Here is a 22,715-nt window from a genome sequence, read left to right as displayed (position 1 = left end):
TATGGTCAAGAAAATCCAGTTGGACGAGCAATGGTACATCCTGGCGACCGCCGCGCCGCCGGATGACCGCCGCCGCGTGCTGAAGCACAACGATACGTTCGCGCTGTTCGACCGCTTTGGCGACATTCAGCCGATCGGCCTGGGAGATGAGGGCCTCTACAATGACGACACACGCTATCTTTCGCATCAGGAGCTGCTGATCGACGGGCATCGCCCCATGTACCTGAATTCGGCGGTCAGGGAAGACAGCGGCGTCTTCGTCATCGAACTGATGAATCCCGACATCGAGCGGGCCGATCAGCCGCTGATCGAAAAAGGCCTCATGCACATTTTCCGGGCCAAGCTCTTGTGGGACGGCGCCTGCTATGAACACATCCGCATCGTCAACTTCGGGCTTGAGCCGATCGAGATCATGCTCAGCATGGAGCTCGGCGCCGATTATGCCGATATCTTCGAAGTGCGCGGCTATCAGCGGCAGCGTAAAGGGGATTATCTCGACCCGACGGTCGGCGACGATGAGCTGATGTTTGCCTACAAGGGGCTGGACCATGCGGTGCGCTGCACCCACATCGGGTTCAGTCCGGCACCCGACCGTCTCAGCGCGTCGCATGCGGATTTTCTGCTTTCCTTGCCGCCCAGGGACGAGACCCACCTGTTTGTGACTGTATGCTGCGAGCTTGATGGCAAAATGGCGTCTGAACCTCGTGATTACTACTCTGCGCTGGAGCTGTCGACGAAGAAGATCGGTCATCTTCTCAATGAATGCTGCCAGCTCACTACCTCGAACCAGCTCGTCAACCGCTGGATCGACCGCTCGGCTTCAGATCTCGTGATGTTGACTTCGCGCCTGCCCGACGGCCTTTACCCTTACGCCGGCGTGCCCTGGTATTCGACGACCTTCGGTCGCGACGGCATTCTGACGGCCTGGGAATGCCTCTGGCTCTATCCGCATCTCGCGCGCGGAGTTCTGCGGTTTCTGGCGGCGTCCCAAGCCACCGAGGAGAACCCGAAAAGCGACGCCGAGCCCGGCAAGATCCTCCACGAGGCGCGCAAAAGCGAGCTTGCACTTCTCGATGAGGTCCCGTTCCGACGCTACTACGGTACGGTCGACGCCACGCCTTTGTTCATCGGCCTCGCGGGAGCCTACTACGAGCGCACGGGTGACCTGGAGCTGATCAGGTCGATCTGGCCCAACATCCAGCTCGCCCTCGAGTGGATCGACCGCTACGGCGACGCCGATGGCGACGGCTTCGTGGAGTACCGGCGGCGCAGCAAGACCGGCCTGATACAGCAAGGTTGGAAGGATTCTCACGATTCCGTGTTTCACGCCGACGGACAACTGGCGGATGCTCCGATCGCATTGTGCGAAGTCCAGGGTTATGTCTACCAGGCGAAGCGCTACGCGGCGGAACTCGCCGAGCGCCTTGGCGACGAGGCGCAGGCGCAGCGCCTGCGCGATGCCGCCGAGCAGCTCAAGCAACGATTCGACCAGGATTTCTGGTGCGAGGCGATCGGCACTTATGCCCTGGCCCTGGATGGCCGCAAGCAACCATGCATGGTGCGTTCTTCCAACGCGGGTCATACGCTGTGGTCCGGAATCGCGAGCCAGGAGCATGCGGAACGGATTTCCCGGCAACTGCTGGGCGAGGAATTCTTCTGCGGTTGGGGCATCCGCACGCTCTCCAGCCGAGAGGCGCGCTACAACCCGATGGCTTATCACAATGGCTCGGTCTGGCCGCACGACAATGCATTGATCGCTGGGGGCATGGCGCGCTACGGGCTTAAAGAAGCGGCCATGGCCATCTTCGCCGGTATGTTTGATGTCAGCCTGCATGTGGATCAGCATCGGCTGCCCGAACTTTTCTGCGGTTTCGATAAACGCATGGGCGAGGGTCCCACCCTGTACCCTGTCGCGTGTTCGCCCCAGGCCTGGGCCGCGGCGAGCGTGTTCTACCTGCTGCAGTCTTCCCTCGGGCTTTCGTTCAGCCCTGATTGCTCGGAGATTCAATTCCGCCATCCCAAATTGCCAAAATTCATGGAATCCTTGGAAATCAATGGATTATGGACAAAGGGAGGATGCGTCGGCCTGCGGCTGCAACGCTATCCCAATAGCGTCGGGATCGACGTCCTCAATAAGGAGGGGGCCGTCAAAGTGGTTGTCGAGACTTGATGCATGCCCTTCATGTGGCGCTTGCTGACGGAGCTCCATATGTCCGTCGTATCGCTGCTTTGCAATCCCTCGGCGGCGCATGCCATTGAATACCCCTGGCGGTGCGATATACGTGCTGGCTGCGCGGCAGCCGTTTTAGTATCCTTCAATACTTCATCGACGCATCCCGGATACACGCATGACCATCTCTCCCGAAACCCGCGCCCATGCGCAGGCGCTCCTCGACTTCATCGACGCCAGCCCCAGCCCTTGGCATGCCGTTCGAACAACCGAGCAGCAGTTGCTGGCGCAAGGCTATACGCGGCTTCTGGAAACGGAGCGCTGGCAGTTGCAGGCTGGACGGCGGTATTTCGTCGTGCGCGGCGGATCCTCGATGATTGCCTTTGTGCCAGGGCAGCAATTGCTTGCGGATACCGGTTTCCGTATCGTCGGCGCGCACACCGATTCGCCGGGCTTGCGCCTCAAGCCCAAGGCGGCGCATGCGAGCGAGGGCATTGTCCGCCTTGGTGTCGAGGTCTACGGCGGGCCGATACTCGCGACTTTCGCCGACCGCGATCTGAGCCTGGCAGGGCGGGTGAATGTGCGTTCCGGCGATGGATTCGAAACACATCTCCTGCGTTTCGATGCACCGCTGGTTCGGCTGCCCAACTTGGCGATCCACATGAACCGCGAAGTGAACGAGCAGGGACTCAAGCTGCACAAACAGAATGAGCTGCCACTGATTCTCGGTATGGCGGAGGGAACCGATCCGCAGCAAGGATTCCTGCGGCAGGTCGCCGACGCGCTCAAGGTCGACGCGGCGGATATTCTCACCTCGGAATTCAACGTCTATGACACGCAGAAGGGCGCGTTCTGGGGAATGGAACAGGAATTCATCGCGGATAGCCAGCTGGATAATCTGGCGTCCTGCCACGCGGCCTTGACGGCGTTGCTGGCCAATCAGAGCCCCGAAGCGACCAGCGTGATGGCCTTGTTCGATCATGAAGAAGTCGGCAGCGAGAGCGCCGTAGGCGCCGGCGGTAGCTTCATCGCGGACGTGCTGGACCGCATCGCAGCACACGCCGGACTGGACGAAGAAGGGCGCCGTTGCGCCCAGGCCCGCAGTTTTTTCGTCAGCGCCGACATGGCGCATGCGTGGCATCCAAACTTTCCGGCTGCATACGAGCCGCATCATCGCGTGGCGGTCAATGCCGGGCCGGTGATCAAAAGCAACGCCAACCAGCGCTATAGCACCGGCGCCGAATCTGCCGCCCGCTTCATGGCGCTGTGCGAAAAGGCGAACGTGCCGGTGCAGCAATACGCGCATCGCACCGATCTCGGCTGCGGCAGCACCATCGGCCCTATCGTTTCTTCGCGCCTGGGGATGAGCAGCATCGACGTGGGGTCGCCGATGTGGGCGATGCACAGCCTGCGCGAAAGCGCCGGCACACTGGATCATGGCTATATGATCGCCGCACTGAGCACGGTTTACGGTTCTTGATAAAATCCCTTGCGGGCGGCAACCTGAGCCGCTGCTCGTTGTCATTCAGCTATGGATGACTGGGTCGATTACTCGCAATGGCTGGCGATGGCGGTGACGCTACTGGCGTCGTGGCTGGTTTCCTCAAAAACCAAACGCAAGCGCAACTGGGGATTCTGGTTGTTTACCGCCGGCAATTTCCTGTGGGCGTACTGGGGCTGGCATGCTCATGCCTATGCCCTGATAGGCTTGCAGGTAGGGCTGTTGCTGCTGAATATTCGCGGCGTTCGCAACAACGAACCTTCTCGGAAATAGAAAAGCCTGCCATCCGGATCCGGACGGCAGGCAGCCGCCTAGCGTGTAACTTCCACCTGCACCAGATTGTCCGACAGGCTGGGCGCGTGCCCCATGTTGACGAACTGATCCGAGCTGATGACATTGACCGCACCGCCGCCCTTGTTGCGGCTGCGCCAGTAGCCTAGCGTCGCCACCACCACGCCCGGCTGGGTGTCGTCGGTTACCCGCGCGTCGCCGTGGAATTCGCCTCGGTCGTTGAATACGCGGATGAAATCGCCGTTGCTGATACCGCGGGAGGTGGCGTCCGCAGGGTGGATAAGCACGTACTGCTCGCCCTGCCCGCGTATCTTGTGGTCTTCATTCGCATACTGCGAGTTGAGGAAACCGTGGCTCTTGGGCGTGACGATATTCAGCGGGTATTTCTGCGCCAGCGCGGGATTGGTCTCCGGGCGTTCGCGTGAAGGCACGTAGCTCGGCAACGGATCGACCGGCTCGGCGCCCTGGAAGGCGTCGTAAAGCTGGCGGAATGGCGTCGCCACAAAGTTGCCGCCGGCGGCTGCGCTGCTCTTGAATTCCACCTTGCCGGAGGGGGTCGGGAAATTGCCCTCCTTGTGCGGGCAACGATCACTTGGCGTGCCGACCTTGAGATGCACGTAGCCGTCGCGCTTGAAATCTTCCATTGTCACCCCGGCCAGCGCGGGCGAGGTCCAGTCCAGCGTGTCTTCCACCATTTCGGCATCCGAGCGCTGGAACTGCGGCTCGTCGAAACCGAAGGTTTTTGCGAGACGGCGGAAAATCTCGGCATTTGACGCGGTTTCACCCGGCGGTTCGACGCACTTCTGGTTGTAGGTCAGGTAGAAATGGCCCCAGGAAAGGATCATGTCGTCCATTTCGGCAGCCATCGTCGCCGGCAGGATGATGTCTGCATACGCGGCGGTGTCGGTGATGAAGTGCTCGGCGACCACAGTGAACAGGTCTTCGCGCTTCAGGCCTTCGACAATCTTGTTGGATTCCGGCGTCTGGCTGACCGGATTGGCGTTCCAGACCATCAGCGATTTCAGCGGCGGATCAAGTTTCATCTCGCCATTCAACGCCTGGCCGAGGCGCAGGTTATTGATGACGCGCGTGCCTTGCGGGATGTAATCCGGACGGCAGATCACGTCGAACTTGAGCGGGAATTCCCACAGCGGCATTTGCATCAGGCCGCCGCCGACATGACGCCATGCCCCGGTGAGCGCCGGAATGCAGCATACCGCGCGTATCGTCTGACCTCCGCCATGATGGCGCTCCAGCGCCACTCCCATGCGGATCGCGGAAGCCTTGGCGTCGAAGAATTCTTTTGCCAGCTTGCGGATATCGGCCGCCGGAACGCCGGTGATGCCCTCCGCCCATTCCGGCGTGCAGTTTGCGGCGCGCTCTTTCAGTTCATCGAATCCCAACGTGTAATTGGCAATGTAGTCATGGTCCAGCAGATTTTGCTCGATCAGCGTGTTGATCAGCGCCATCGCCAGCGCGCCATCGGTGCCCGGCCTGGGCATGATGTGCCAGTCGGCCTGCTTGGCGGTCAATGATTTGTAGGTGTCGATGACGACCAGCTTGACGCCTTTTTTCTGCGCTTCGTGGATGATGTGCCAGTGGTGCAGGTTGGTGCTGACCGAGTTGCAGCCCCAGATCACCATGTATTTGCTGTAGGCGAAGCTTTCCGGATCCAGCCCGCCGGTCGGTCCCATGGTCATCAGCCATGCAGTCGAAGAGCCCGAGCCGCAGAATGTGCGTTCGCAGACAGTCGCGCCCAGTTTATTGAAAAAAGGATCGCCGACGTTGAGACCTTGCACGATGCCCTGGTTGCCGAGATAGCTGTAGGGCATGATCGACTGCGCACCGTGTTTCTGGATGATGTCCGTCCAGCGCGCCTTGATTTCATTGAGCGCCTCATCCCAGCTGATGCGCACGAACTGGCGGCTACCCTTCGGGCCACGGCGTTTCAGCGGATAAAGCACGCGGTCGGGATGATGATGATGGTTGGCGAAATCCTTGAGCTTGACGCACAGACCGCCGCGCGTCATCGGATGCTCAGGCTTGCCTTGCACATCGATGAGCTTGCCTTCCTTGACGGTGTAAGTCATCGCACAGGTGTCGGGGCAGTCTTGCGGACAGCCGCCATGGAAGGTGGTGATGTTGTCGACAGGGGTGTTCATCTGGCTTCTCCTCAATGCGTTGGCAAGGGCGACGGATATATACCGTTCTGTATACTTCGCCCAGAATAAACCAACGTACCCGGTTGAGCAACACCCTGAAACCCAACCGGATGGAGTGCGAAATTGTTATTCGATCACGCCGCAAGCAATACGCGCACCGCCGCCGCCGAGCGGTTTGGGTTGGTCGCTGTAATTGTCGCCCCCTTCGTGGATCATCAATGCGCGGCCCTTGACGTCAGCCAGTTTGAGACGGGGGGCCACCATGGGTTGGCTGGCGACGCCGGCGTCATTGACCAGCAGCACCGGCAGGTCGCCATGATGGCCGTGGCCTTCAGGACCTTCGTGCTTGCTGGATGCGGCAGGGTCGTAGTGGCCGCCAGCCGCGCCGCCGGCTACTTTCTTGCCGTCTTTTTCCTGCGTTCCACAACTCGGATTCTGGTGGATGTGGAAGCCGTGCGCGCCGGGCGCAAGTTTCTTTAGGCTGGGCATGATCATCAGACCGTTTTCGCTATCGCTGAGCACGACGGTACCGAGGACGTCGCCAACACCGCTTTCACTGACGGCATGAACTTCGACGGTTATTTCTTCTGCTGCGAAAGCGGAGGTCGCAGCCAGGCTGAGAATCGCCAGGGAAAGTAGGGTGCGTTTCATGATGATCTCCTGATTTGAAGGGTTTTTGATATAAGAGCCGACTGAAAATAGGCTCTAATGTTATCCGCAAATATGCAGCAGGGTGATGAAGCTTTTGACCCGGCAGGCAGCGAACGTTCACCCATAGGCATCGTTCCGCGCAGTCGCTACAATGTCCGCAAACAAGCTTGACGCGCCCGCGTCGTCCGGAATGTTGATCTCTTCTGACTCTGAAAGGAGCACTCTCATGCCTTACGTCAATGTCCGCCTTGCCGGCAGCCTGACCCGCGAACAGAAACAAAAAATCGCCGAGGAAATCACCGATACCCTCGAACGTATCGCGCACAAGCCAAAATCGTATACCTACATTACTTTTGATGAGGTCAAGGAAGAGAACTGGGCCGTAGCTGGGGAGTTGCTCGATCAGCTATAATTCGATTATTCATAATGGGTATTCCGAGAGGCTGCAGAGGTGAAGTACGATCAAGACCGTAATGCAAGTGCTGAGCTATTCCGGCTGGTCTTGCAGCGGATGAGCGCTCACCCGGCAGCGTTTACGCCATGCTGCTACGCCGTCTGGTACGAATACCTGGCAGGCATCAACCTTCGACTGAAGCTCGCAATGGACGAAATGGTGGTGAAATTGCTGCCATTCGACGATGCGGCGATCGAGCGCCTGTTCGAAGAGTATGTTTCCGAATTGCGCGGCGATGCGCAGCGTCTGATAGGCGAAAATGCACAGCGCATACTGAATGACATTCTGCGTCATACCGAAGAAGCCGATCACCGTGCGCACGAGTACGGCGATAATCTTGAGCAGTCGGTGCTGCTGCTCGATACCTCCGGCGCCGACGCTTTGCGCAGTGTCGTGACCAATTTGCAGGCGGATACGCAAAAGATGCGCACGGCAATGGTCGATCTGCAAGGCAATCTGACGCATAGTCGGCAGGAAATCGAAACCCTGAAGCGGGAGCTGGAGCATGCGCGCATCGAGGCGCTGACCGACCCCTTGACCGGCGCGCTCAACCGGCGAGGCTTTGAAATGCAGTTTTCTCGCCTTCTGGTCGAGTCGCAGGCTTCCAGTACGGAAATCTCGCTGATCATGCTCGACATCGATCACTTCAAGAAAATCAACGATACGCACGGCCATCTGTTCGGCGACAAGGTGATCCGCGGCATTGCCGAAGTGCTCAAGGCCAACGTCAAGGGCAAGGATGCCATTGCGCGTCTTGGCGGAGAGGAATTCGGCGTGCTCCTGCCGGAAACATCGCTGTCGGGTGCACAAGCGCTGGCAGATAAAATCCGCCAGACGGTGGAAAAGGGCCGTATACGCCGACAGGACGGCAAGGGCGAAGTCGGCGGCATTACTGTCTCGTTAGGTGTCGCCGAACTCAATCGCGCAGAAGACACCGCGGCCTTTCTCAATCGTGCGGACAAGGCGCTCTATTTTTCCAAGGAAAACGGCCGTAACCGCGTCAGTCTCGCGCCGCAGTAGGTATACTGGAGTTTTGCGCTACTGCAAACTTCCGAAATGTTCGACCCCAAAGCCTTCCTGAAAGGCCTGTCCAGTCTTCCCGGCGTCTACCGCATGCTCAATGCGTCCGGCGAGGTGATTTATGTCGGCAAGGCGCGCGACCTGAAAAAACGTGTGTCTTCGTATTTCCAGAAAAACCTGGTTAGCCCGCGCACGCGCATGATGGTGTCACAGATCGCGAACATCGAAACCACGGTGACGCGCTCCGAGGCCGAGGCGCTGCTGCTGGAAAACAACCTTATCAAGAGCCTGATGCCGCGGTACAACGTACTGTTTCGCGACGATAAATCCTATCCCTACATCATGATCTCGGGCGACGAGTATCCGCGCCTGGCATTCCATCGCGGCAGCCAGCAGAAGCTGCACCGCTATTTCGGACCGTTTCCGAATGCGCTGGCCGTGCGCGATAGCATCCAGTTATTGCAGAAAGTCTTCCGCCTGCGTACCTGCGAAAACTCGGTGTTCAGCAACCGTTCGCGGCCGTGCCTGCAATACCAGATCGCGCGCTGCACCGCGCCGTGTGTCAATTACATCTCGCCCGAGGACTACAAGCGCGACGTGAACCACGCGGAACTGTTCCTGGAAGGGCGCGAACAGCTGGTAATGGAGGAGCTTTCCGGCAAGATGATGGAGGCGGCAGAGCGCCAGGATTACGAATTGGCAGCCGTGTTTCGCGATCGCATTCAAAGTTTGCGGCAGGTACAGGCACGGCAGTTCGTATCCGATTTCCGCAGTGGCGACGCCGATGTGGTGGTGTGCGTTTCCGAGTCCGGCGCCATGTGCGTCAACCTGGTGATGATCCGCGGCGGACGCCATGTCGGCGACCGCAGTTTCTTCCCGCAGCATATCGAGGAATGCGACGAAAAGACCGTGCTGCAAGCCTTTCTCGAACAGCATTACCTGCAGCAACCGGTGCCGCCGCTCATCATTACCGACGTAGCGCTGGAAGACGAGGCCTTGCTGGAAATGCTGAGCGAGCGTGCCGGCCGCAAGGTGCAGATTAGCGCCTATGCCGGCGGCGACCGCCGAGTCTGGCTGAAGATGGCGCAAACCAATGCGGAAATCGCGCTCAAGCAGCATCTTGCGCAAAAGACCACGCAGGAAGGGCGCCTGCTTGCTCTGCGCGAGGCCCTGGATCTTCCCGAATCGGCGGAGCGCATTGAGTGCTTCGACATCAGCCATACCATGGGAGAAGCCACGGTGGCCTCCTGCGTGGTGTTCGATAAGGGAAACATGCAGAATTCGGAATATCGCCGCTACAATATTACCGACATCACGCCGGGCGACGACTACGCTGCGATGCGCTCCGTGCTTACGCGGCGTTACACTAAGATTGCAGCGGGCGAGGGCAAGCTGCCCGATCTCATTTTCATCGATGGCGGCAAAGGCCAGCTGGGTGTCGCGGTCGAAGTGATGCAGGAAGTCGGATTGCCGGATATGATGCTTGTCGGCATCGCCAAAGGCGAGGAACGCAAGCCGGGCCTGGAGCAACTGATTTTCCCGGACAGGGAAGAGCCGCTGCGGCTGCAAAAAGACAACCCCGGCCTGCATTTGCTGCAGCAGATCCGCGACGAGGCACATCGCTTCGCCATCACCGGGCATCGCGGACGGCGCGGCAAGGCGCGTACCAAGTCATCGCTGGAAGAAATCTCCGGCGTCGGTGCCAAGCGCCGGCAGAAGCTGTTGACCCGTTTCGGCGGATTGGCCGGCGTACTCAAGGCCAGCGTCGACGAACTGGCCCAGGTGGAGGGCGTCAGCCCGGCGCTGGCGGAAAAAATCTATCAGGAATTACATTGACGATCATGCACTGGAATATACCGAACATACTGACCTGGCTGCGCATCCTGATGATCCCGCTGTTCGTCGGGGTGTTCTATTGCCCGGAAGGCGACTTGCCCGAGCACATGCGCAACCTGTACGCCACGCTGATCTTTGCACTTGCTGCCGCCACCGACTGGCTGGACGGCTACCTGGCGCGCGCCCTGAATCAGACCTCTTCTTTTGGCGCGTTTCTCGATCCGGTCGCGGACAAGCTCATGGTCGCGGCAGCCCTCATTGTGCTGGTCGAGTTCGACCGGGTAGGGGCCGTGGTAGCGCTCATCATCATCGGCCGCGAGATTGCGATTAGCGCATTGCGCGAATGGATGGCCGGTTTGGGCAAACGCCAAAGCGTAGCCGTGGCGTTTCTGGGCAAGATCAAGACGGCTTCGCAAATGGTGGCGATACTTTTTCTGCTCTATTACCAGCCTGTCGGCGCGATCGACGTCAAAAGCATCGGTAGTCTTCTGATGTATGTTGCGGCATTTTTGACATTGCTCTCAATGGCTTACTATTTGAAGGCCGCCTGGCCTCAAATCCGGGAGAAATAAAGCGCTCCGCGGCTGTTGACACAAGGCCGAAAATCCTTAAAATGGCGCCTTCTTCGACGCGGGAATAGCTCAGTTGGTAGAGCGCAACCTTGCCAAGGTTGAGGTCGCGAGTTCGAGACTCGTTTCCCGCTCCAGATTAAAAAACGGGGAAGGCTATCATGCTTTCCCCGTTTTAGTTTAAAGAGGCAGGATGGTGATGCATCGGCCTGGGAAGAAGGCCGGCGCGGAATTCAAGTTTAATGGCGCGTTAGCAAAGCGGTTATGCAGAGGATTGCAAATCCTTCCAGGGCGGTTCGACTCCGCCACGCGCCTCCAAGTTTATTTCGCCCGGGTGGTGAAACTGGTAGACACAAGGGACTTAAAATCCCTCGGCCTTACGGCTGTACCGGTTCGATTCCGGTCCCGGGCACCAAAACGGTTTACGTGCAGCGCACGACAATGCGGGAATAGCTCAGTTGGTAGAGCGCAACCTTGCCAAGGTTGAGGTCGCGAGTTCGAGACTCGTTTCCCGCTCCAGATTTAAAAAAGGGAAAGCATGCACATGCTTTCCCTTTTTTATTCAAAGCCAAGTTCGGCTCCATCCAAAATACTTTCACCCGTTATAATCCCTACCTTTGGATATATTGAAAGGCAAGGGATGATCCTCGTTACTGGTGGCGCCGGTTTCATTGGCGCCAATTTTGTACTGGACTGGCTGGCTGCGACCGGCGAACCCGTCATCAATCTCGATAAATTGACCTACGCCGGAAATCTCGAAAACCTCGTCTCAATTGCTCACGATGAGCGCCATGTTTTCGCCCACGGCGATATCTGCGACCGGGCATTGATAGACCGCCTGCTGACGGAACACAAACCCCGCGCGATTATCCATTTTGCCGCCGAGAGCCATGTAGATCGCTCCATCCACGGTCCGGCCGACTTTGTGCGCACCAACGTCGAAGGTACATTTACGCTGCTGGAGGCGGCGCGCGATTACTGGAATACCTTGCAAGATGAAGCCCGGGCCGGTTTCCATTTTCTGCATGTTTCCACCGACGAGGTCTACGGCTCGCTCGGCCCCAACGATCCTCCCTTTACCGAAACCAAGACCTACGAACCCAACAGCCCATACTCCGCCAGCAAGGCCGCCAGCGACCACCTGGTGCGCGCATGGCACCACACCTATGGCCTCCCGGTACTGACCACCAATTGTTCCAACAATTACGGCCCTTACCAGTTCCCGGAAAAGCTGATTCCGCTGATGATTGCCAATGCGCTCGCCGGCAAACCCTTGCCAATCTATGGCGATGGTCAGAACGTGCGCGACTGGCTGTACGTCGCCGACCACTGCGCCGCCATCCGCGAAGTACTGGCACGCGGCACACCGGGCGAAACCTACAACATAGGCGGCTGGAACGAAATGACCAATCTGGAGATTGTTCATACATTGTGTGACCTGCTCGATGAGCTGGCCCCCAATGCGCACGGCTCTTGCCGTCGCCTGATCACGTATGTCAAGGACCGGCCCGGCCATGATCGCCGCTATGCCATCGATGCGCGCAAGATCGAGCGCGAACTCGGCTGGCGCCCGGCGGAAACCTTTGCAACCGGTATACGCAAGACGGTGCAGTGGTACCTGGATAACCAGCCATGGGTGCAGCATGTGATTTCCGGGGAATACCAGCACTGGGTAGAACGCAACTACATAGAAAGGGCAGCATCTTGAAAGGAATCGTTCTCGCCGGAGGCTCCGGCACACGCCTTCATCCGGCTACTCTCGCGGTTTCCAAACAGTTGTTGCCAGTGTACGACAAGCCCATGGTCTACCATCCGCTCACCACGCTGATGCTGGCCGGTATACGCGACATCCTGCTGATATCCACTCCAGCTGACACGCCGCGTTTCGAACAGTTGCTGGGTGACGGCAGTCGATGGGGCATTTCCATTCGCTATGAGATTCAGTCCTCACCGGATGGCTTGGCACAGGCGTTCCTGATCGGCGAGGATTTTCTCGGCGGAGAGCCTGGCGCACTGGTGCTCGGGGATAATATTTTCCATGGTCACGAGTTGGCCGACGATCTTCAGGCTGCAGCCAAAAGGACAAGCGGCGCGACGGTATTCGCCTATCCGGTAAATGATCCCGAGCGTTATGGTGTGGTCGAATTCGACACACGAGGGCGCGCCGTTAGCCTGGAAGAGAAGCCGCTAAAACCCAAGAGCCGCTATGCGGTGACAGGCCTCTATTTTTACGACGATCAGGTGGTCGACATTGCCAAATCGCTAAAGCCTTCGCCACGTGGCGAGCTTGAGATTACTGACGTCAATCGCCGCTATCTCGAACAGAATCAGCTGGATGTGCAGGTCATGGGGCGCGGCCATGCCTGGCTGGATACCGGTACGCATGATTCCCTGATAGAGGCTTCGCTGTTCGTGCAGACGCTGGAGAAGCGCCAGGGTTTGAAGATCGCCTGCCCGGAGGAGGTCGCTTACCGCATGGGCTATATCGACGCCGCGCAACTGGAAAGCCTTGCAGCGCCATTGTTGAAAAGCGGTTATGGACAGTATTTGCAGCGCGTTCTCACGGAAAGAGTGTTTTGATGAAAGCAATTCCTACGTCCATCCCGGACGTGCTGGTGCTGGAACCCAAGGTGTTCGGCGATGCACGTGGTTTTTTCTTTGAAAGCTATAACCGTCGCGTTTTTTCTGACGCCACGGGACTGGACCTCGATTTTGTGCAGGATAATCATTCGCGCTCAGCTCGCGGAGTGCTGCGCGGACTGCATTACCAGATTCGCCAGCCGCAAGGGAAGCTGGTGCGTGTCGTGGTAGGGGAGGTATTCGATGTCGCGGTGGATCTGCGCAGGAATTCGCCAACATTCGGCCACTGGGTCGGCGAATACCTGTCGGAGGAAAATAGACGCATGATGTGGGTGCCGGAAGGGTTTGCACATGGATTCGTCGTGCTCTCGAATCATGCCGAATTTCTCTATAAGACTACTGATTATTACGCTCCCGAGCACGAACGCTGCATTCGCTGGGACGACCCCACCATCGGCATTGAATGGCCGCTTGCCGATCAGCCCCAGCTCTCCGCCAAGGATATGCAAGGAATGGCGTTTGGCGACGCTGAAGTGTTCGAATGAACATCCTGGTATTGGGGAATCAGGGCCAGGTCGGATGGGAGCTTGCGCGCTCGCTGCTACCCCTGGGAAAGGTGATGGCGCTGGGGCGGCAGGGTGCCGATCTCGCGAGCCCTGATGCCTTGCGCCAAGCCGTGCGGGCCAGCGAGCCGGACCTGATCGTCAATGCTGCCGCTTACACCGCGGTGGACAAAGCGGAAACCGATGAGGCTGCGGCGATGGCTATCAATGCCATTGCGCCCGGAATCCTCGCCGAGGAAGCTCGGCATGGCAAGGCCTTGCTGATCCATTATTCGACTGATTATGTTTTTGATGGGCAATCCAATCAGGCGTATGTCGAAACCGATCCCACCAATCCGCAAAGCGCTTACGGACGCAGCAAACTGGCCGGGGAGAAGGCTGTCGCCGGCGCCGGCTGCGATCATTTGATATTACGTACCAGCTGGGTATACGGTGCGCGTGGACATAATTTTATGCGTACGGTACTTCGGCTGGCGCAGGAGCGCGAGCATTTGCGCATTGTGGCCGATCAGACAGGTGCGCCGACCTGGTCGCGGTGGATCGCCGATGCGACCGCGCATGTTGCGCGACAGGCGATGGATAAGCGGGCCGTCCAGGCATTCCAATCCGGCACGTATCACCTTGCTTGTGCCAGCGCCACCAGTTGGCATGGTTTCGCCAGTGCAATTATCGAACAGCATCGTTTGCTTTATCCGGCAGTCGAACTGGCTGTGCAGGCTATCGACCCCATTCCCACTGCCGAATATCCCTTGCCAGCCAAACGGCCCGCGAATTCGCGGCTGGATTGCCATAAGCTGGCGGCAGATTACGGTATCGCAGCCCCGGACTGGCAGCAGGCTTTGCGGCTTTGCATGATGGATATGTAGCAATATCCGCACGATGCATTGCGTGGCGCCATCACTCCGAAGTGCGTGTTCGTGACCTCGGCTCCCCTTGCTGAATGGCCGCGTTGCCGATTGGCATAGTATGTGCTGTCATTGATATGCTTTCATTCATCAGGAGAACGCATCATGAATATCAATCGCGGGCCCAGCGCCTTGGGATTGCAGCATATGGCAGCACGCGCGCAGGAAGTCAGGAAAGAATTTTCCTTGTCCACGGATGCTACTGCCGCCGACAACGGCAAAAAAGTCACTCCCAGCGGCGAGAATTTGCCGCAAGCCTCGGATAGCTCCGCGCAAAATGCCGGACATGCCACCGGACTGGAACGCGCCATTGAGCGCCTGCAGTCGAATGCAACAAAAAATCCGGATGCGACGGGGTTGCAACATGCGCTGGAAGTGCTCCAGGGCAACCTGCTTGCCAGAACTTCTGGCGACCCCGCCGACACTGAGCCCGAAGTCATCGCCCCTGGCGCCGAAGAAAGTAGTGAGAATGCAACGGATCCAGCTATCGTAGATGTCGGAGCAACAGAAGCTGGCGATACTGAAGCACAAGTTTAATTACCGAGACTGGCGCCCCCGACACGAATCGAACGTGTGACCCTCCCCTTAGGAGGGGGATGCTCTATCCACTGAGCTACGGGGGCGTGACCGTAATTTTAGCTTAAAATGGGACTATTGAAGAAATGCGGCGACGGAGGCCTCCCATGAAAAGCTTGAAATTGCTTGTTGCCAGCACATTCGCCTGCCTGATTTCGCTCGGCGGCGCCCTTGCCGGTGAACTTCCCAAGGTCGGTCAGCCCGCACCGCCCTTCAGCCTGCCCGATCAGAACGGAAAACTGCACAAGCTGGAAGACTATTCCGGAAAATGGGTTGTGCTCTATTTTTATCCCAAGAATGACACGCCCGGCTGCACCAAAGAGGCATGCAGTTTCCGCGATGATCTGTTCCAATTAGAGAAACTGGGTGCCAAGGTCCTAGGCGCCAGCGTGGACGACACCGACTCGCACGCCAAATTCGCGAAAAAATATCACCTTCCCTTTCCATTGCTAGTCGATAGCGATGGAAAACTGGCGGAACGTTACGGTGCACTTACCAACCTCGGCCTGATCAAGTTTGCCAAACGCTATACCTTTCTTATCGACCCGCACGGCAATATCGCAAAAACCTACCTTAGCGTCGATACTTCGCGTCACTCGCAGGAGATTATCGACGACCTGAAGCAATTAACCAGGCAGCCATGAATACGACATCCGCACAAACATCCCGGGCCGCCTCCGAAAAAAGCGCGCTGCAATTTCTTTTACACGGCGGCAGTGACAATGAATTCCCCGCTCTTTCAAGTACGATCAGCGAAATCAACAAGATTGTTGCTTCGGAATCAGAAAGTACAAGTCGCCTGACCAAAACCATCCTTCAGGATGTGGCGTTGACTAACCGTCTGCTCAAGCTGGTCAATACCGTTTCGTACGGACAATTCGGCGGCAAGATCAATACGATTTCGAAGGCGGTGGTGATTCTCGGCTTCGAGACTGTGCGCAATGTGGCGATGACATTGATCCTGCTCGAATTCCTTCAGAACAAATCGCAGGCGGCATCGCTCAAGGACGAAGTCATCGCGTCTTTTTTTGCCGGGCTGGTCGCATCCAAACTCTCTGCCGGACGCAATGTGCGCGATTCGGAGGAGGCAATGATATGCGCGATGTTTCAGAACCTGGGGAAGCTTTTGGCTACCTTTTACTTTTATGAAGAGTGTCAGGAGATCGCGCAACTCGTCTCGCAAGATCTCAATGAGAACAAAGCGGCACACCAGGTATTAGGCATCTCGTTTAATGACTTGGGGCAGGAAATCGCCAAGAGCTGGAATTTCCCGGATCGGCTGCTGGTCGGCATGCAAAGTCTGGCGAACGAACGCATCAAAAAGCCATACAGTGAACTGGATAGCCTTAATGTCACCAGCAATCTCGCCAATGAGTTGTGCAAAATTGCGGCCACGTCTTCCACAACGGATAAAGACAAGGCGCTCAAGCAGCTGATTACACGCTATTCAACTGCTGTTGCCATCGACGAGAAACAACTGAGCAAGGCTCTGAATGAAGGTCTGGAAGAAATATCGGTGCGCGCCGGAATTCTCAACCTGCCGACGGCTCATAGCCCATTGCTCAAAACCATTTCGCAATGGAACGGGCATGTTGAGGACGCCGCCCCCTCAACAAAGGACGACGGCATGCTGGGCATTACCCCGCTGGACACGGCAGTAGAGGCTGCAAGCGATACCGAATCCGCCAGGATGGATCCGGAAGCCATCCTGTCTGCCGGGATTCAGGATGTCACTAACACGCTGGTGGTTGAATTCAATTTGAACGATATCCTGCAAATGGTACTTGAAACCATGTACCGCGGTATGCGTTTCAATCGTGTGCTGATCTTCGTGCGCGACGGGAAAACCAATACGATGCGCGCGCGTTTCGGCTTTGGTGCCGAGATCGACCGCTTGTTGCCGAAGTTGCAATTTCCCATTTCATTCGAGCCAGACGTTTTTCATGTTTCGATGGAAAAAGGCGTGGACATCGTGATCGAGGATGTTGCCGCAGACAATATCACCTCCAAGATTCCGGCCTGGTACCGAGGTGCAGTTCCGGCGCAATGTTTTCTGCTGCTACCGGTGATGATCAACGGCAAGGCGATCGGCTTGTTCTATGCCGACATGGAAGCGGCCAACAGCCTGCAAGTTTCTCAACGCCAGCTCAGCCTGCTACGCACACTGCGCAACCAGGCTGTGCTTGCCATCAAACAAAAACAATAAGCTTCCGTTGCGTTGTGAGGGCGAAGAGCCATATGGGCTCAGTAGTAGGTTGCTCTTCCGATTCCCTCGCCGGCAGGCGAGGGCTGCATCCCCGGAATTCTGTGATGGGCAGTGGCAGGAAAAGGGTGATTCAACCCTGAAGCTCAGGGAGCAGTCTTCTAGAAAATCTTGTCGTCGTCTTCAATGATATCCAGCGGCGTGGAGATTTTCTTACGCGTATTCTTGCGTTGCAGGATTTTTTCACGCGCATGCAAAGGCAGGTCGGTGAACATCAGCACGTTCTTGTCGATCAGCGTATCCACAATGTCCTCGATTACCCGAATCAGACTTAGATCGGTTTCGGATAGTTCTGAGGTCGCTGTATTTTTTCTTTTTTGTGGCACAATGCCCCCAAGAAAAAATTGGATATCAGGATGGTCGCTCGGCAGGAACTCCTCTGCGTTGGCCTCCGGATTCTGAAAAATGGCACTGATATGACCGGAAGCATTTCTCTGAACATACGGCATTGCGGCTGCCCTCGACAAGAATAAACCTCATTATAATGATAGCGCGAGCATATTGAGAAGCTTGCTTGCAAGTCGTCAGCTCGGGGAAACAATGAATTTTCTGGTAAGCGGAAATCACGAGACAGTTTTGCAATTTCAGACGCCATTGCGTGAGCGCGGCGAACTCGAATGGCTCGTTACCTTTACCGAAGTATTGCCGCGCATTTCGGATGCTGGTTCAGGCCTGGTAGTAATCGATGCCAATGCACCTGGCTATGAAGGCGAGACGAGCATCAAACGCCTGAAACAGCTGAATCCCGCCTTCAAAGTATTATTGGTCGGCCTTTTTCCCCCTCAAAAAGAACTCGCTTCGCTCGCATCCGGGGCAATGGGTTGCTGCAGTCCTTTACTTGATGAAGAACAAGTGCGTCGCATATTGGCTATCGTGGAAGAGGGGGGCGTATGGATATCCAACGCCGCATTGCCCCAGCTGCTCCAGCGATTGCGCCAGCGCAGTGAAAAAGTGAGCCCGCCAGCGGTTCAGCCTCCATCGTCGGAAGTATTATCGAACCTGACACAGCGTGAGCGCGAGATAGCAAAAATGGTGGCCGCCGGCGATAGCAACAAGATCATTGCCCGCAAGCTCAATATTACGGACCGAACCGTAAAAGCACATCTCACTACCGTTTTTCAAAAGCTCAATGTTCGCGACCGCCTGCAATTGGCCTTGTTTGTCAGCAAAACAAGCCAGTCATAGCTGTGCCTCATCTAGTACCAAGGTACAGGTGTACCAAGGTACGATAGGAATGCTTGTTTCGGACGCCTATAGTCAACCCCATCAGTAATCCTAATAAATCCTTATTTGGAAGGGGAACAAAATGGCTGAACAAGTGAATGCAGGTACCAAGGTAGAATCCATCGGTACCGTCAAAACCGTAGTCGGTGAGGTTAAGGCTGTCGATGCCAGCGGCGTCGAACGCATCCTGCAAGCTGGCGACAAGGTCTATCCCAACGAAACCATCATGACAGCAGTAGGCGCGCTGGTCCTGATCGACTTCATTGACGGCTCGCACCTCGACCTTCCTTCCTCTTCCCAAATCGTACTCGACACTGACGTATTCAACCCCGCCAACGCAGTTGCGCAGGGTGAAGAACTGACGGCAGAACAAATTCAAGAGATGATCGCCCGGGGTGAAGATCCCACTGCAGTCACCGAAGCCACCGCCGCTGGCGCTGGCGCAGGTGACGAAGGTGGGTCTTCTTTTATTGTGGTTGATTTCAATAACACGCTGGGCAATGTGACCAGCGGTTTCAATACGCTGGGAATTCCAGGACCGGAATCGACGACGTTTACGGAGTTGCCGCCGGTTGAAGACGAGACTGTGCCGGTCATCGTGCCTCCAGTGGTTACAGTGGAAGTTGACGTGGTCGTTGAGTTGCCTCCAGGAGGTGGAAATGAAGGTGGCTTTATTCCAGTTATTTCCGGCAATAATGCTTATTTGCCGGAAGGCACGGATGGTGATGATGCCTTCAATCAAGTGACTTTCATCTTACGGTTGGACAAGGCTTTCGATCAGGATGTTACGGTTTTCTATGAAATTCGCCCTGGTACCGCGACAGCCCCAAATGCTTCTGGCGCTGACTACCTCCCTGATGATGGTCAAGTACTTGATCCGGTAACAGGCATTCTCATGGGCTTCGTAGTTATTCCTGCTGGTACGACTGAAGTGCCTGTCGTAATCAACGTGGTGCCTGACCATTTTGATGAAAATGGCAACACAATGGCTGAAGCAGAAAGCTTCCAGATCGTCTTAACGGGCGCTGATAATGCCACTATCAACCCGGCTGCCAATACGGCCTATGGCTGGATCGTGGATGATGATACTTCTCCAGTTGCGGTAGACAACGCTTACTTCGTCGATGAGGATGGAACGCTGAATGCCAATGTGATTCTTGATGATAGCAACGGCGAAAGCACGGGTGGAGTGGACAATGATCAGGATGGCGACACTCTGACAGTTGTTTCTTTCACCTGGGGCGAAGGCGAAGATGAAGCTACTGCGGTTGCAGGGGGAACTATCATACTTGATGGTATTGGTTCTTTGACTATCACAAGCACTGGTGCTCTTACCTTTATCCCCGAAGCCAACTACAACGGCTCGGTTCCTGATGCTACTTACACCATCACGGATGGTTACAATGCGCCTTCAACAGCTACTATTGCTATCGGTATCAACCCTCTAAACGATGCGCCGGTAGACGGCAATGAAACCAACACGACACCGGAAGATACCCCGTTGGTGGTGAATTCCACTAACGGTGTTCTGGCCAACTTCAGCGATGTGGATGGCGATACGGGCACGGTAGTGAGCTTCACGGTGGCTGGCGATGCAACGGTTTACCTCGCAGGTCAAACGGCAAGCATGACGGGTGTGGGCACGCTGGTGATTAACGCCAATGGCAGCTACACCTTTACCCCGGCCGTGAACTACAACGGCCCGGTTCCGGTAGCGACTTACACGGTAACCGATGGCAATGGCGGCACGGACACCTCCACGCTGACCATTGACGTGACCCCGTTGAACGATGCGCCGGTAGACGGCAATGAAACCAACACGACACCGGAAGATACCCCGTTGGTGGTGAATTCCACTAACGGTGTTCTGGCCAACTTCAGCGATGTGGATGGCGATACGGGCACGGTAGTGAGCTTCACGGTGGCTGGCGATGCAACGGTTTACCTCGCAGGTCAAACGGCAAGCATGACGGGTGTGGGCACGCTGGTGATTAACGCCAATGGCAGCTACACCTTTACCCCGGCCGTGAACTACAACGGCCCGGTTCCGGTAGCGACTTACACGGTAACCGATGGCAATGGCGGCACGGACACCTCCACGCTGACCATTGACGTGACCCCGTTGAACGATGCGCCGGTGGTTGATCCGGTTAAGAATGTCTTCATGCCAGATGCTACCGGTCAGATGACGGGAATCTATAGCAATGGTTATCCACTGGCATTAAATGCGCCTACTGATGTGGATGGAGATGCGCTGACCATTACCGTGGGCACTCTCCCTGCGAAGGGTACGGTTGGCTATGTTGATGGTACCGGCTTCCATGCTGTGGCTACGGGAACGACGCTGACCCTGGTTCAGTTCCAGTCGTTGACCTACAAGCCGGATGGTGTCGCTACGTATAACTCGAGCGGTCAAGGGATTTCTGGCGCAGATGACGGTGTATTCACGTACTCGGTATCCGATGGCACTGCTTCAGTAACCGGTACTGTCAATCTGCACACCTTGTTAGGTACAGCGGCTCATACCGACACAGTTCAGATTGGCGATGGCAGTCATCCTCTGACTTCTGGTAGTAACCAAACCGTTAACTATATCGTTAGCTCGGAGATTGCTTCGCAAGGCGATTACTCTCAGGCCGTATTGCAACTGACGACTGATTTCCATGTGCGTAGTTCGAAAAATTTAACTAACGCTGTCGAGAGTCAGGTTAATGTAACTTTGACCGTGGATGGACATGTATTTACGGTAATCCAAGCCAATAATGGAGTGAATGACTGGACCCAGAATGGTACGAATGCCGATGCAGGTGGATATTGGCAAGATAACGTATCTTTCAGCAACATCGTAACTACGATTAATGGCGCAGCAGTCAGTCTGGCGACTTATCTGACAAGCCATCCGCAGGCGGCTGGCTCCGCATGGATTGTGACCTACGATGACAACACAGGAGGTAATGAGCAAGCACGTTATCTGAAGGCTGCGTTCATTAATGACATCGATGGTAGCCCTTCCGTGACGACTACCGGCACCGAGCATGGTGATCTGATTTACGGTAGCACTAACGGAGACACATTGGGTGGTGGAAGCGGTAGCGATACCATCTTCGGTCGCGAAGGCAATGACATTCTTACCGGGGGTACTGGTGACGATATTCTGACTGGCGGTGCTGGGGTGGATACTTTCATCTGGAAGGCTAACGAAAGTGGTACGGATACCATCACGGACTTTGCCAAGGGTACTGGCGGCGATGTAATAAATCTTGCAGACCTGTTGCAAGGTGAGCATGCAGATGCCAACTCGCTAGGAAGTTATCTGTCCTTCAACTACAACAATGGTAATACAACCATCACTATCGATACCAACGGCTCTACTGCAGGTGGAGACGTGCAGCAAGTCGTGCTGCAAGGTGTTGATCTCACTGCAGGCAACACGTTGTCCACAACTACTATCATCAATAACTTGCTGACGGATGGAAATATAAAAACGGACGTTTGATTAGTTCTGTTTCCTGACCAATTGCAGGCGCCTTCGGGCGCCTGTTTTTTTGCATATAGATTTTGACTATTGAAGCGAATTTCTTTGCATGACAGAAAGTAACAACCTAATTTCTTTCATTCTTTAAAAGTGATTGGTTAATGGGTTTTTAAAGTGACAAATCTTTGATTTGAACGTGGCTGGATCGACTGATCCATGCCGGAGGCTAGGATTTTGAATGGCAGTCAGGTTCCCGATTTTGCTCGAAAGGTGAATGTGGCAAAAATCCATAGTGCAGAGACGTCGATTTGACTGAGAATAATGCCATTGTGAGCGTAAATAATGATCGAAATTTAAATGGTTTGATTGGAGTTTTAAGATCAGATAGCCGAATTAATCACCTTCTAAAATAGAAACTTGTTAAGCGTCTATTTTTACTCTGCAATTACCCCCCATTTGGGGTAGAGACCATCAT

Annotated in this window: 19 protein-coding genes and 5 tRNA genes; 20 read left to right on the top strand and 4 right to left on the bottom strand. The window is 56.0% G+C overall.

What is annotated here, in order from left to right; all coding sequences use genetic code 11:
* Position 1: 1 nt before the first annotated feature.
* The 3 genes from A7976_RS02475 to A7976_RS02465 all read left to right on the top strand — a co-directional run bounded on the left by A7976_RS02475 (position 2) and on the right by A7976_RS02465 (position 3,944).
* Positions 2–2,170, top strand: coding sequence for an amylo-alpha-1,6-glucosidase (locus tag A7976_RS02475; RefSeq protein WP_067106392.1), 2,169 nt, complete (start codon positions 2–4; stop codon positions 2,168–2,170).
* 178 nt (positions 2,171–2,348) lie between these two features.
* Positions 2,349–3,650 carry a M18 family aminopeptidase gene (locus A7976_RS02470; RefSeq protein ID WP_067106390.1) on the top strand — a complete coding sequence of 434 codons (1,302 nt, stop codon included), beginning with the start codon at positions 2,349–2,351 and terminating at the stop codon, positions 3,648–3,650.
* Positions 3,651–3,701: 51 nt separating this feature from the next.
* Positions 3,702–3,944, top strand: a complete 243-nt coding sequence (locus A7976_RS02465; RefSeq protein ID WP_067106388.1) for a hypothetical protein — start codon at positions 3,702–3,704, stop codon at positions 3,942–3,944.
* 38 nt (positions 3,945–3,982) lie between these two features.
* Here A7976_RS02465 and A7976_RS02460 read toward each other — a convergent pair whose 3' ends face one another.
* Positions 3,983–6,124, bottom strand: a complete 2,142-nt coding sequence (locus tag A7976_RS02460) for a molybdopterin-dependent oxidoreductase (RefSeq protein WP_067106384.1) — start codon at positions 6,122–6,124, stop codon at positions 3,983–3,985.
* Between the two features lie 126 nt (positions 6,125–6,250).
* A complete protein-coding gene (sodC, locus tag A7976_RS02455) occupies positions 6,251–6,775 on the bottom strand; it encodes a superoxide dismutase family protein (protein ID WP_067106382.1) in 525 nt (174 codons plus the stop codon).
* A 226-nt stretch (positions 6,776–7,001) separates the two neighbouring features.
* On the opposite strand from sodC, the gene A7976_RS02450 reads away from it, so the two are divergent.
* From A7976_RS02450 to A7976_RS02390, 13 genes are all read left to right on the top strand, one after another.
* The gene (locus A7976_RS02450) at positions 7,002–7,187 is read left to right on the top strand and encodes a 4-oxalocrotonate tautomerase family protein (protein WP_067106380.1); all 186 of its coding nucleotides are present in this window, start codon (positions 7,002–7,004) and stop codon (positions 7,185–7,187) included.
* 39 nt (positions 7,188–7,226) lie between these two features.
* Positions 7,227–8,249, top strand: coding sequence for a GGDEF domain-containing protein (locus A7976_RS02445; RefSeq protein WP_131800985.1), 1,023 nt, complete (start codon positions 7,227–7,229; stop codon positions 8,247–8,249).
* Positions 8,250–8,285: 36 nt separating this feature from the next.
* Complete coding sequence (gene uvrC, locus A7976_RS02440) at positions 8,286–10,085, top strand: excinuclease ABC subunit UvrC (RefSeq protein WP_067106376.1); 1,800 nt, start codon at positions 8,286–8,288, stop codon at positions 10,083–10,085.
* Positions 10,086–10,090: 5 nt separating this feature from the next.
* Positions 10,091–10,657 carry a CDP-diacylglycerol--glycerol-3-phosphate 3-phosphatidyltransferase gene (gene pgsA, locus A7976_RS02435; protein ID WP_067107325.1) on the top strand — a complete coding sequence of 189 codons (567 nt, stop codon included), beginning with the start codon at positions 10,091–10,093 and terminating at the stop codon, positions 10,655–10,657.
* Positions 10,658–10,715: 58 nt separating this feature from the next.
* Positions 10,716–10,791 (top strand) — tRNA-Gly (locus A7976_RS02430).
* A 107-nt stretch (positions 10,792–10,898) separates the two neighbouring features.
* Positions 10,899–10,972: transfer RNA gene (locus tag A7976_RS02425), tRNA-Cys, on the top strand.
* Between the two features lie 10 nt (positions 10,973–10,982).
* Positions 10,983–11,069, top strand: a tRNA-Leu gene (locus A7976_RS02420).
* 28 nt (positions 11,070–11,097) lie between these two features.
* Positions 11,098–11,173: transfer RNA gene (locus A7976_RS02415), tRNA-Gly, on the top strand.
* A gap of 121 nt (positions 11,174–11,294) precedes the next feature.
* A complete protein-coding gene (gene rfbB, locus A7976_RS02410) occupies positions 11,295–12,362 on the top strand; it encodes a dTDP-glucose 4,6-dehydratase (RefSeq protein WP_067106374.1) in 1,068 nt (355 codons plus the stop codon).
* Complete coding sequence (gene rfbA / locus A7976_RS02405; RefSeq protein ID WP_067107323.1) at positions 12,356–13,234, top strand: glucose-1-phosphate thymidylyltransferase RfbA; 879 nt, start codon at positions 12,356–12,358, stop codon at positions 13,232–13,234. The genes rfbB and rfbA overlap by 7 nt, the downstream gene beginning before the upstream one ends.
* Entirely contained in the window at positions 13,234–13,779 is a 546-nt protein-coding gene (gene rfbC, locus A7976_RS02400; protein ID WP_067106371.1) for a dTDP-4-dehydrorhamnose 3,5-epimerase, read from the top strand. Before rfbA ends, rfbC begins: the two co-directional genes overlap by 1 nt.
* Positions 13,776–14,663 carry a dTDP-4-dehydrorhamnose reductase gene (rfbD, locus tag A7976_RS02395; RefSeq protein WP_067106368.1) on the top strand — a complete coding sequence of 296 codons (888 nt, stop codon included), beginning with the start codon at positions 13,776–13,778 and terminating at the stop codon, positions 14,661–14,663. Before rfbC ends, rfbD begins: the two co-directional genes overlap by 4 nt.
* Positions 14,664–14,807: 144 nt before the next feature.
* Positions 14,808–15,239 (top strand): hypothetical protein, encoded by a 432-nt coding sequence (locus A7976_RS02390; RefSeq protein WP_067106366.1) that lies wholly within the window; start codon positions 14,808–14,810, stop codon positions 15,237–15,239.
* Positions 15,240–15,249: 10 nt separating this feature from the next.
* Here the strand turns inward: A7976_RS02390 and A7976_RS02385 are convergent.
* Positions 15,250–15,325, bottom strand: a tRNA-Arg gene (locus A7976_RS02385).
* A 60-nt stretch (positions 15,326–15,385) separates the two neighbouring features.
* On the opposite strand from A7976_RS02385, the gene A7976_RS02380 reads away from it, so the two are divergent.
* Both A7976_RS02380 and A7976_RS02375 read left to right on the top strand, forming a co-directional pair.
* Positions 15,386–15,922, top strand: a complete 537-nt coding sequence (locus A7976_RS02380) for a peroxiredoxin (protein ID WP_067106362.1) — start codon at positions 15,386–15,388, stop codon at positions 15,920–15,922.
* Positions 15,919–17,484 carry an HDOD domain-containing protein gene (locus tag A7976_RS02375; RefSeq protein ID WP_067106360.1) on the top strand — a complete coding sequence of 522 codons (1,566 nt, stop codon included), beginning with the start codon at positions 15,919–15,921 and terminating at the stop codon, positions 17,482–17,484. The genes A7976_RS02380 and A7976_RS02375 overlap by 4 nt, the downstream gene beginning before the upstream one ends.
* 158 nt (positions 17,485–17,642) lie before the next feature.
* Here A7976_RS02375 and A7976_RS15125 read toward each other — a convergent pair whose 3' ends face one another.
* Entirely contained in the window at positions 17,643–17,786 is a 144-nt protein-coding gene (locus A7976_RS15125; protein ID WP_165601710.1) for a hypothetical protein, read from the bottom strand.
* Positions 17,787–18,081: 295 nt separating this feature from the next.
* Between A7976_RS15125 and A7976_RS02365 the strand changes: the two genes are divergently transcribed.
* Positions 18,082–18,726, top strand: coding sequence for a response regulator transcription factor (locus A7976_RS02365; protein WP_067106358.1), 645 nt, complete (start codon positions 18,082–18,084; stop codon positions 18,724–18,726).
* A gap of 121 nt (positions 18,727–18,847) precedes the next feature.
* Positions 18,848–22,261: a retention module-containing protein gene (locus A7976_RS02360; protein ID WP_067106357.1), complete on the top strand. Its 3,414-nt coding sequence runs from the start codon at positions 18,848–18,850 to the stop codon at positions 22,259–22,261.
* The last annotated feature ends 454 nt before the right edge of the window (positions 22,262–22,715 follow it).

The sequence above is a fragment of the Methylobacillus sp. MM3 genome, assembly GCF_001645185.1.
Taxonomy (GTDB): Bacteria; Pseudomonadota; Gammaproteobacteria; order Burkholderiales; family Methylophilaceae; genus MM2.
This window is presented reverse-complemented; position numbering and strand designations above follow the sequence as displayed.

Bases quoted from the DNA above. Each gene is read 5' to 3' on its own strand.
- A7976_RS02465 (WP_067106388.1), top strand. From the start codon at position 3,702: ATGGATGACTGGGTCGATTACTCGCAATGGCTGGCGATGGCGGTGACG.
- A7976_RS02450 (WP_067106380.1), top strand. From the start codon at position 7,002: ATGCCTTACGTCAATGTCCGCCTTGCCGGCAGCCTGACCCGCGAACAG.
- A7976_RS02365 (WP_067106358.1), top strand. From the start codon at position 18,082: ATGAATTTTCTGGTAAGCGGAAATCACGAGACAGTTTTGCAATTTCAG.
- sodC (WP_067106382.1), bottom strand. From the start codon at position 6,775: ATGAAACGCACCCTACTTTCCCTGGCGATTCTCAGCCTGGCTGCGACC.
- A7976_RS02375 (WP_067106360.1), top strand. From the start codon at position 15,919: ATGAATACGACATCCGCACAAACATCCCGGGCCGCCTCCGAAAAAAGC.
- rfbB (WP_067106374.1), top strand. From the start codon at position 11,295: ATGATCCTCGTTACTGGTGGCGCCGGTTTCATTGGCGCCAATTTTGTA.
- uvrC (WP_067106376.1), top strand. From the start codon at position 8,286: ATGTTCGACCCCAAAGCCTTCCTGAAAGGCCTGTCCAGTCTTCCCGGC.
- A7976_RS02390 (WP_067106366.1), top strand. From the start codon at position 14,808: ATGAATATCAATCGCGGGCCCAGCGCCTTGGGATTGCAGCATATGGCA.
- A7976_RS02475 (WP_067106392.1), top strand. From the start codon at position 2: ATGGTCAAGAAAATCCAGTTGGACGAGCAATGGTACATCCTGGCGACC.
- rfbD (WP_067106368.1), top strand. From the start codon at position 13,776: ATGAACATCCTGGTATTGGGGAATCAGGGCCAGGTCGGATGGGAGCTT.
- pgsA (WP_067107325.1), top strand. From the start codon at position 10,091: ATGCACTGGAATATACCGAACATACTGACCTGGCTGCGCATCCTGATG.
- A7976_RS02360 (WP_067106357.1), top strand. From the start codon at position 18,848: ATGGCTGAACAAGTGAATGCAGGTACCAAGGTAGAATCCATCGGTACC.
- A7976_RS02380 (WP_067106362.1), top strand. From the start codon at position 15,386: ATGAAAAGCTTGAAATTGCTTGTTGCCAGCACATTCGCCTGCCTGATT.
- A7976_RS02460 (WP_067106384.1), bottom strand. From the start codon at position 6,124: ATGAACACCCCTGTCGACAACATCACCACCTTCCATGGCGGCTGTCCG.
- rfbC (WP_067106371.1), top strand. From the start codon at position 13,234: ATGAAAGCAATTCCTACGTCCATCCCGGACGTGCTGGTGCTGGAACCC.
- A7976_RS02470 (WP_067106390.1), top strand. From the start codon at position 2,349: ATGACCATCTCTCCCGAAACCCGCGCCCATGCGCAGGCGCTCCTCGAC.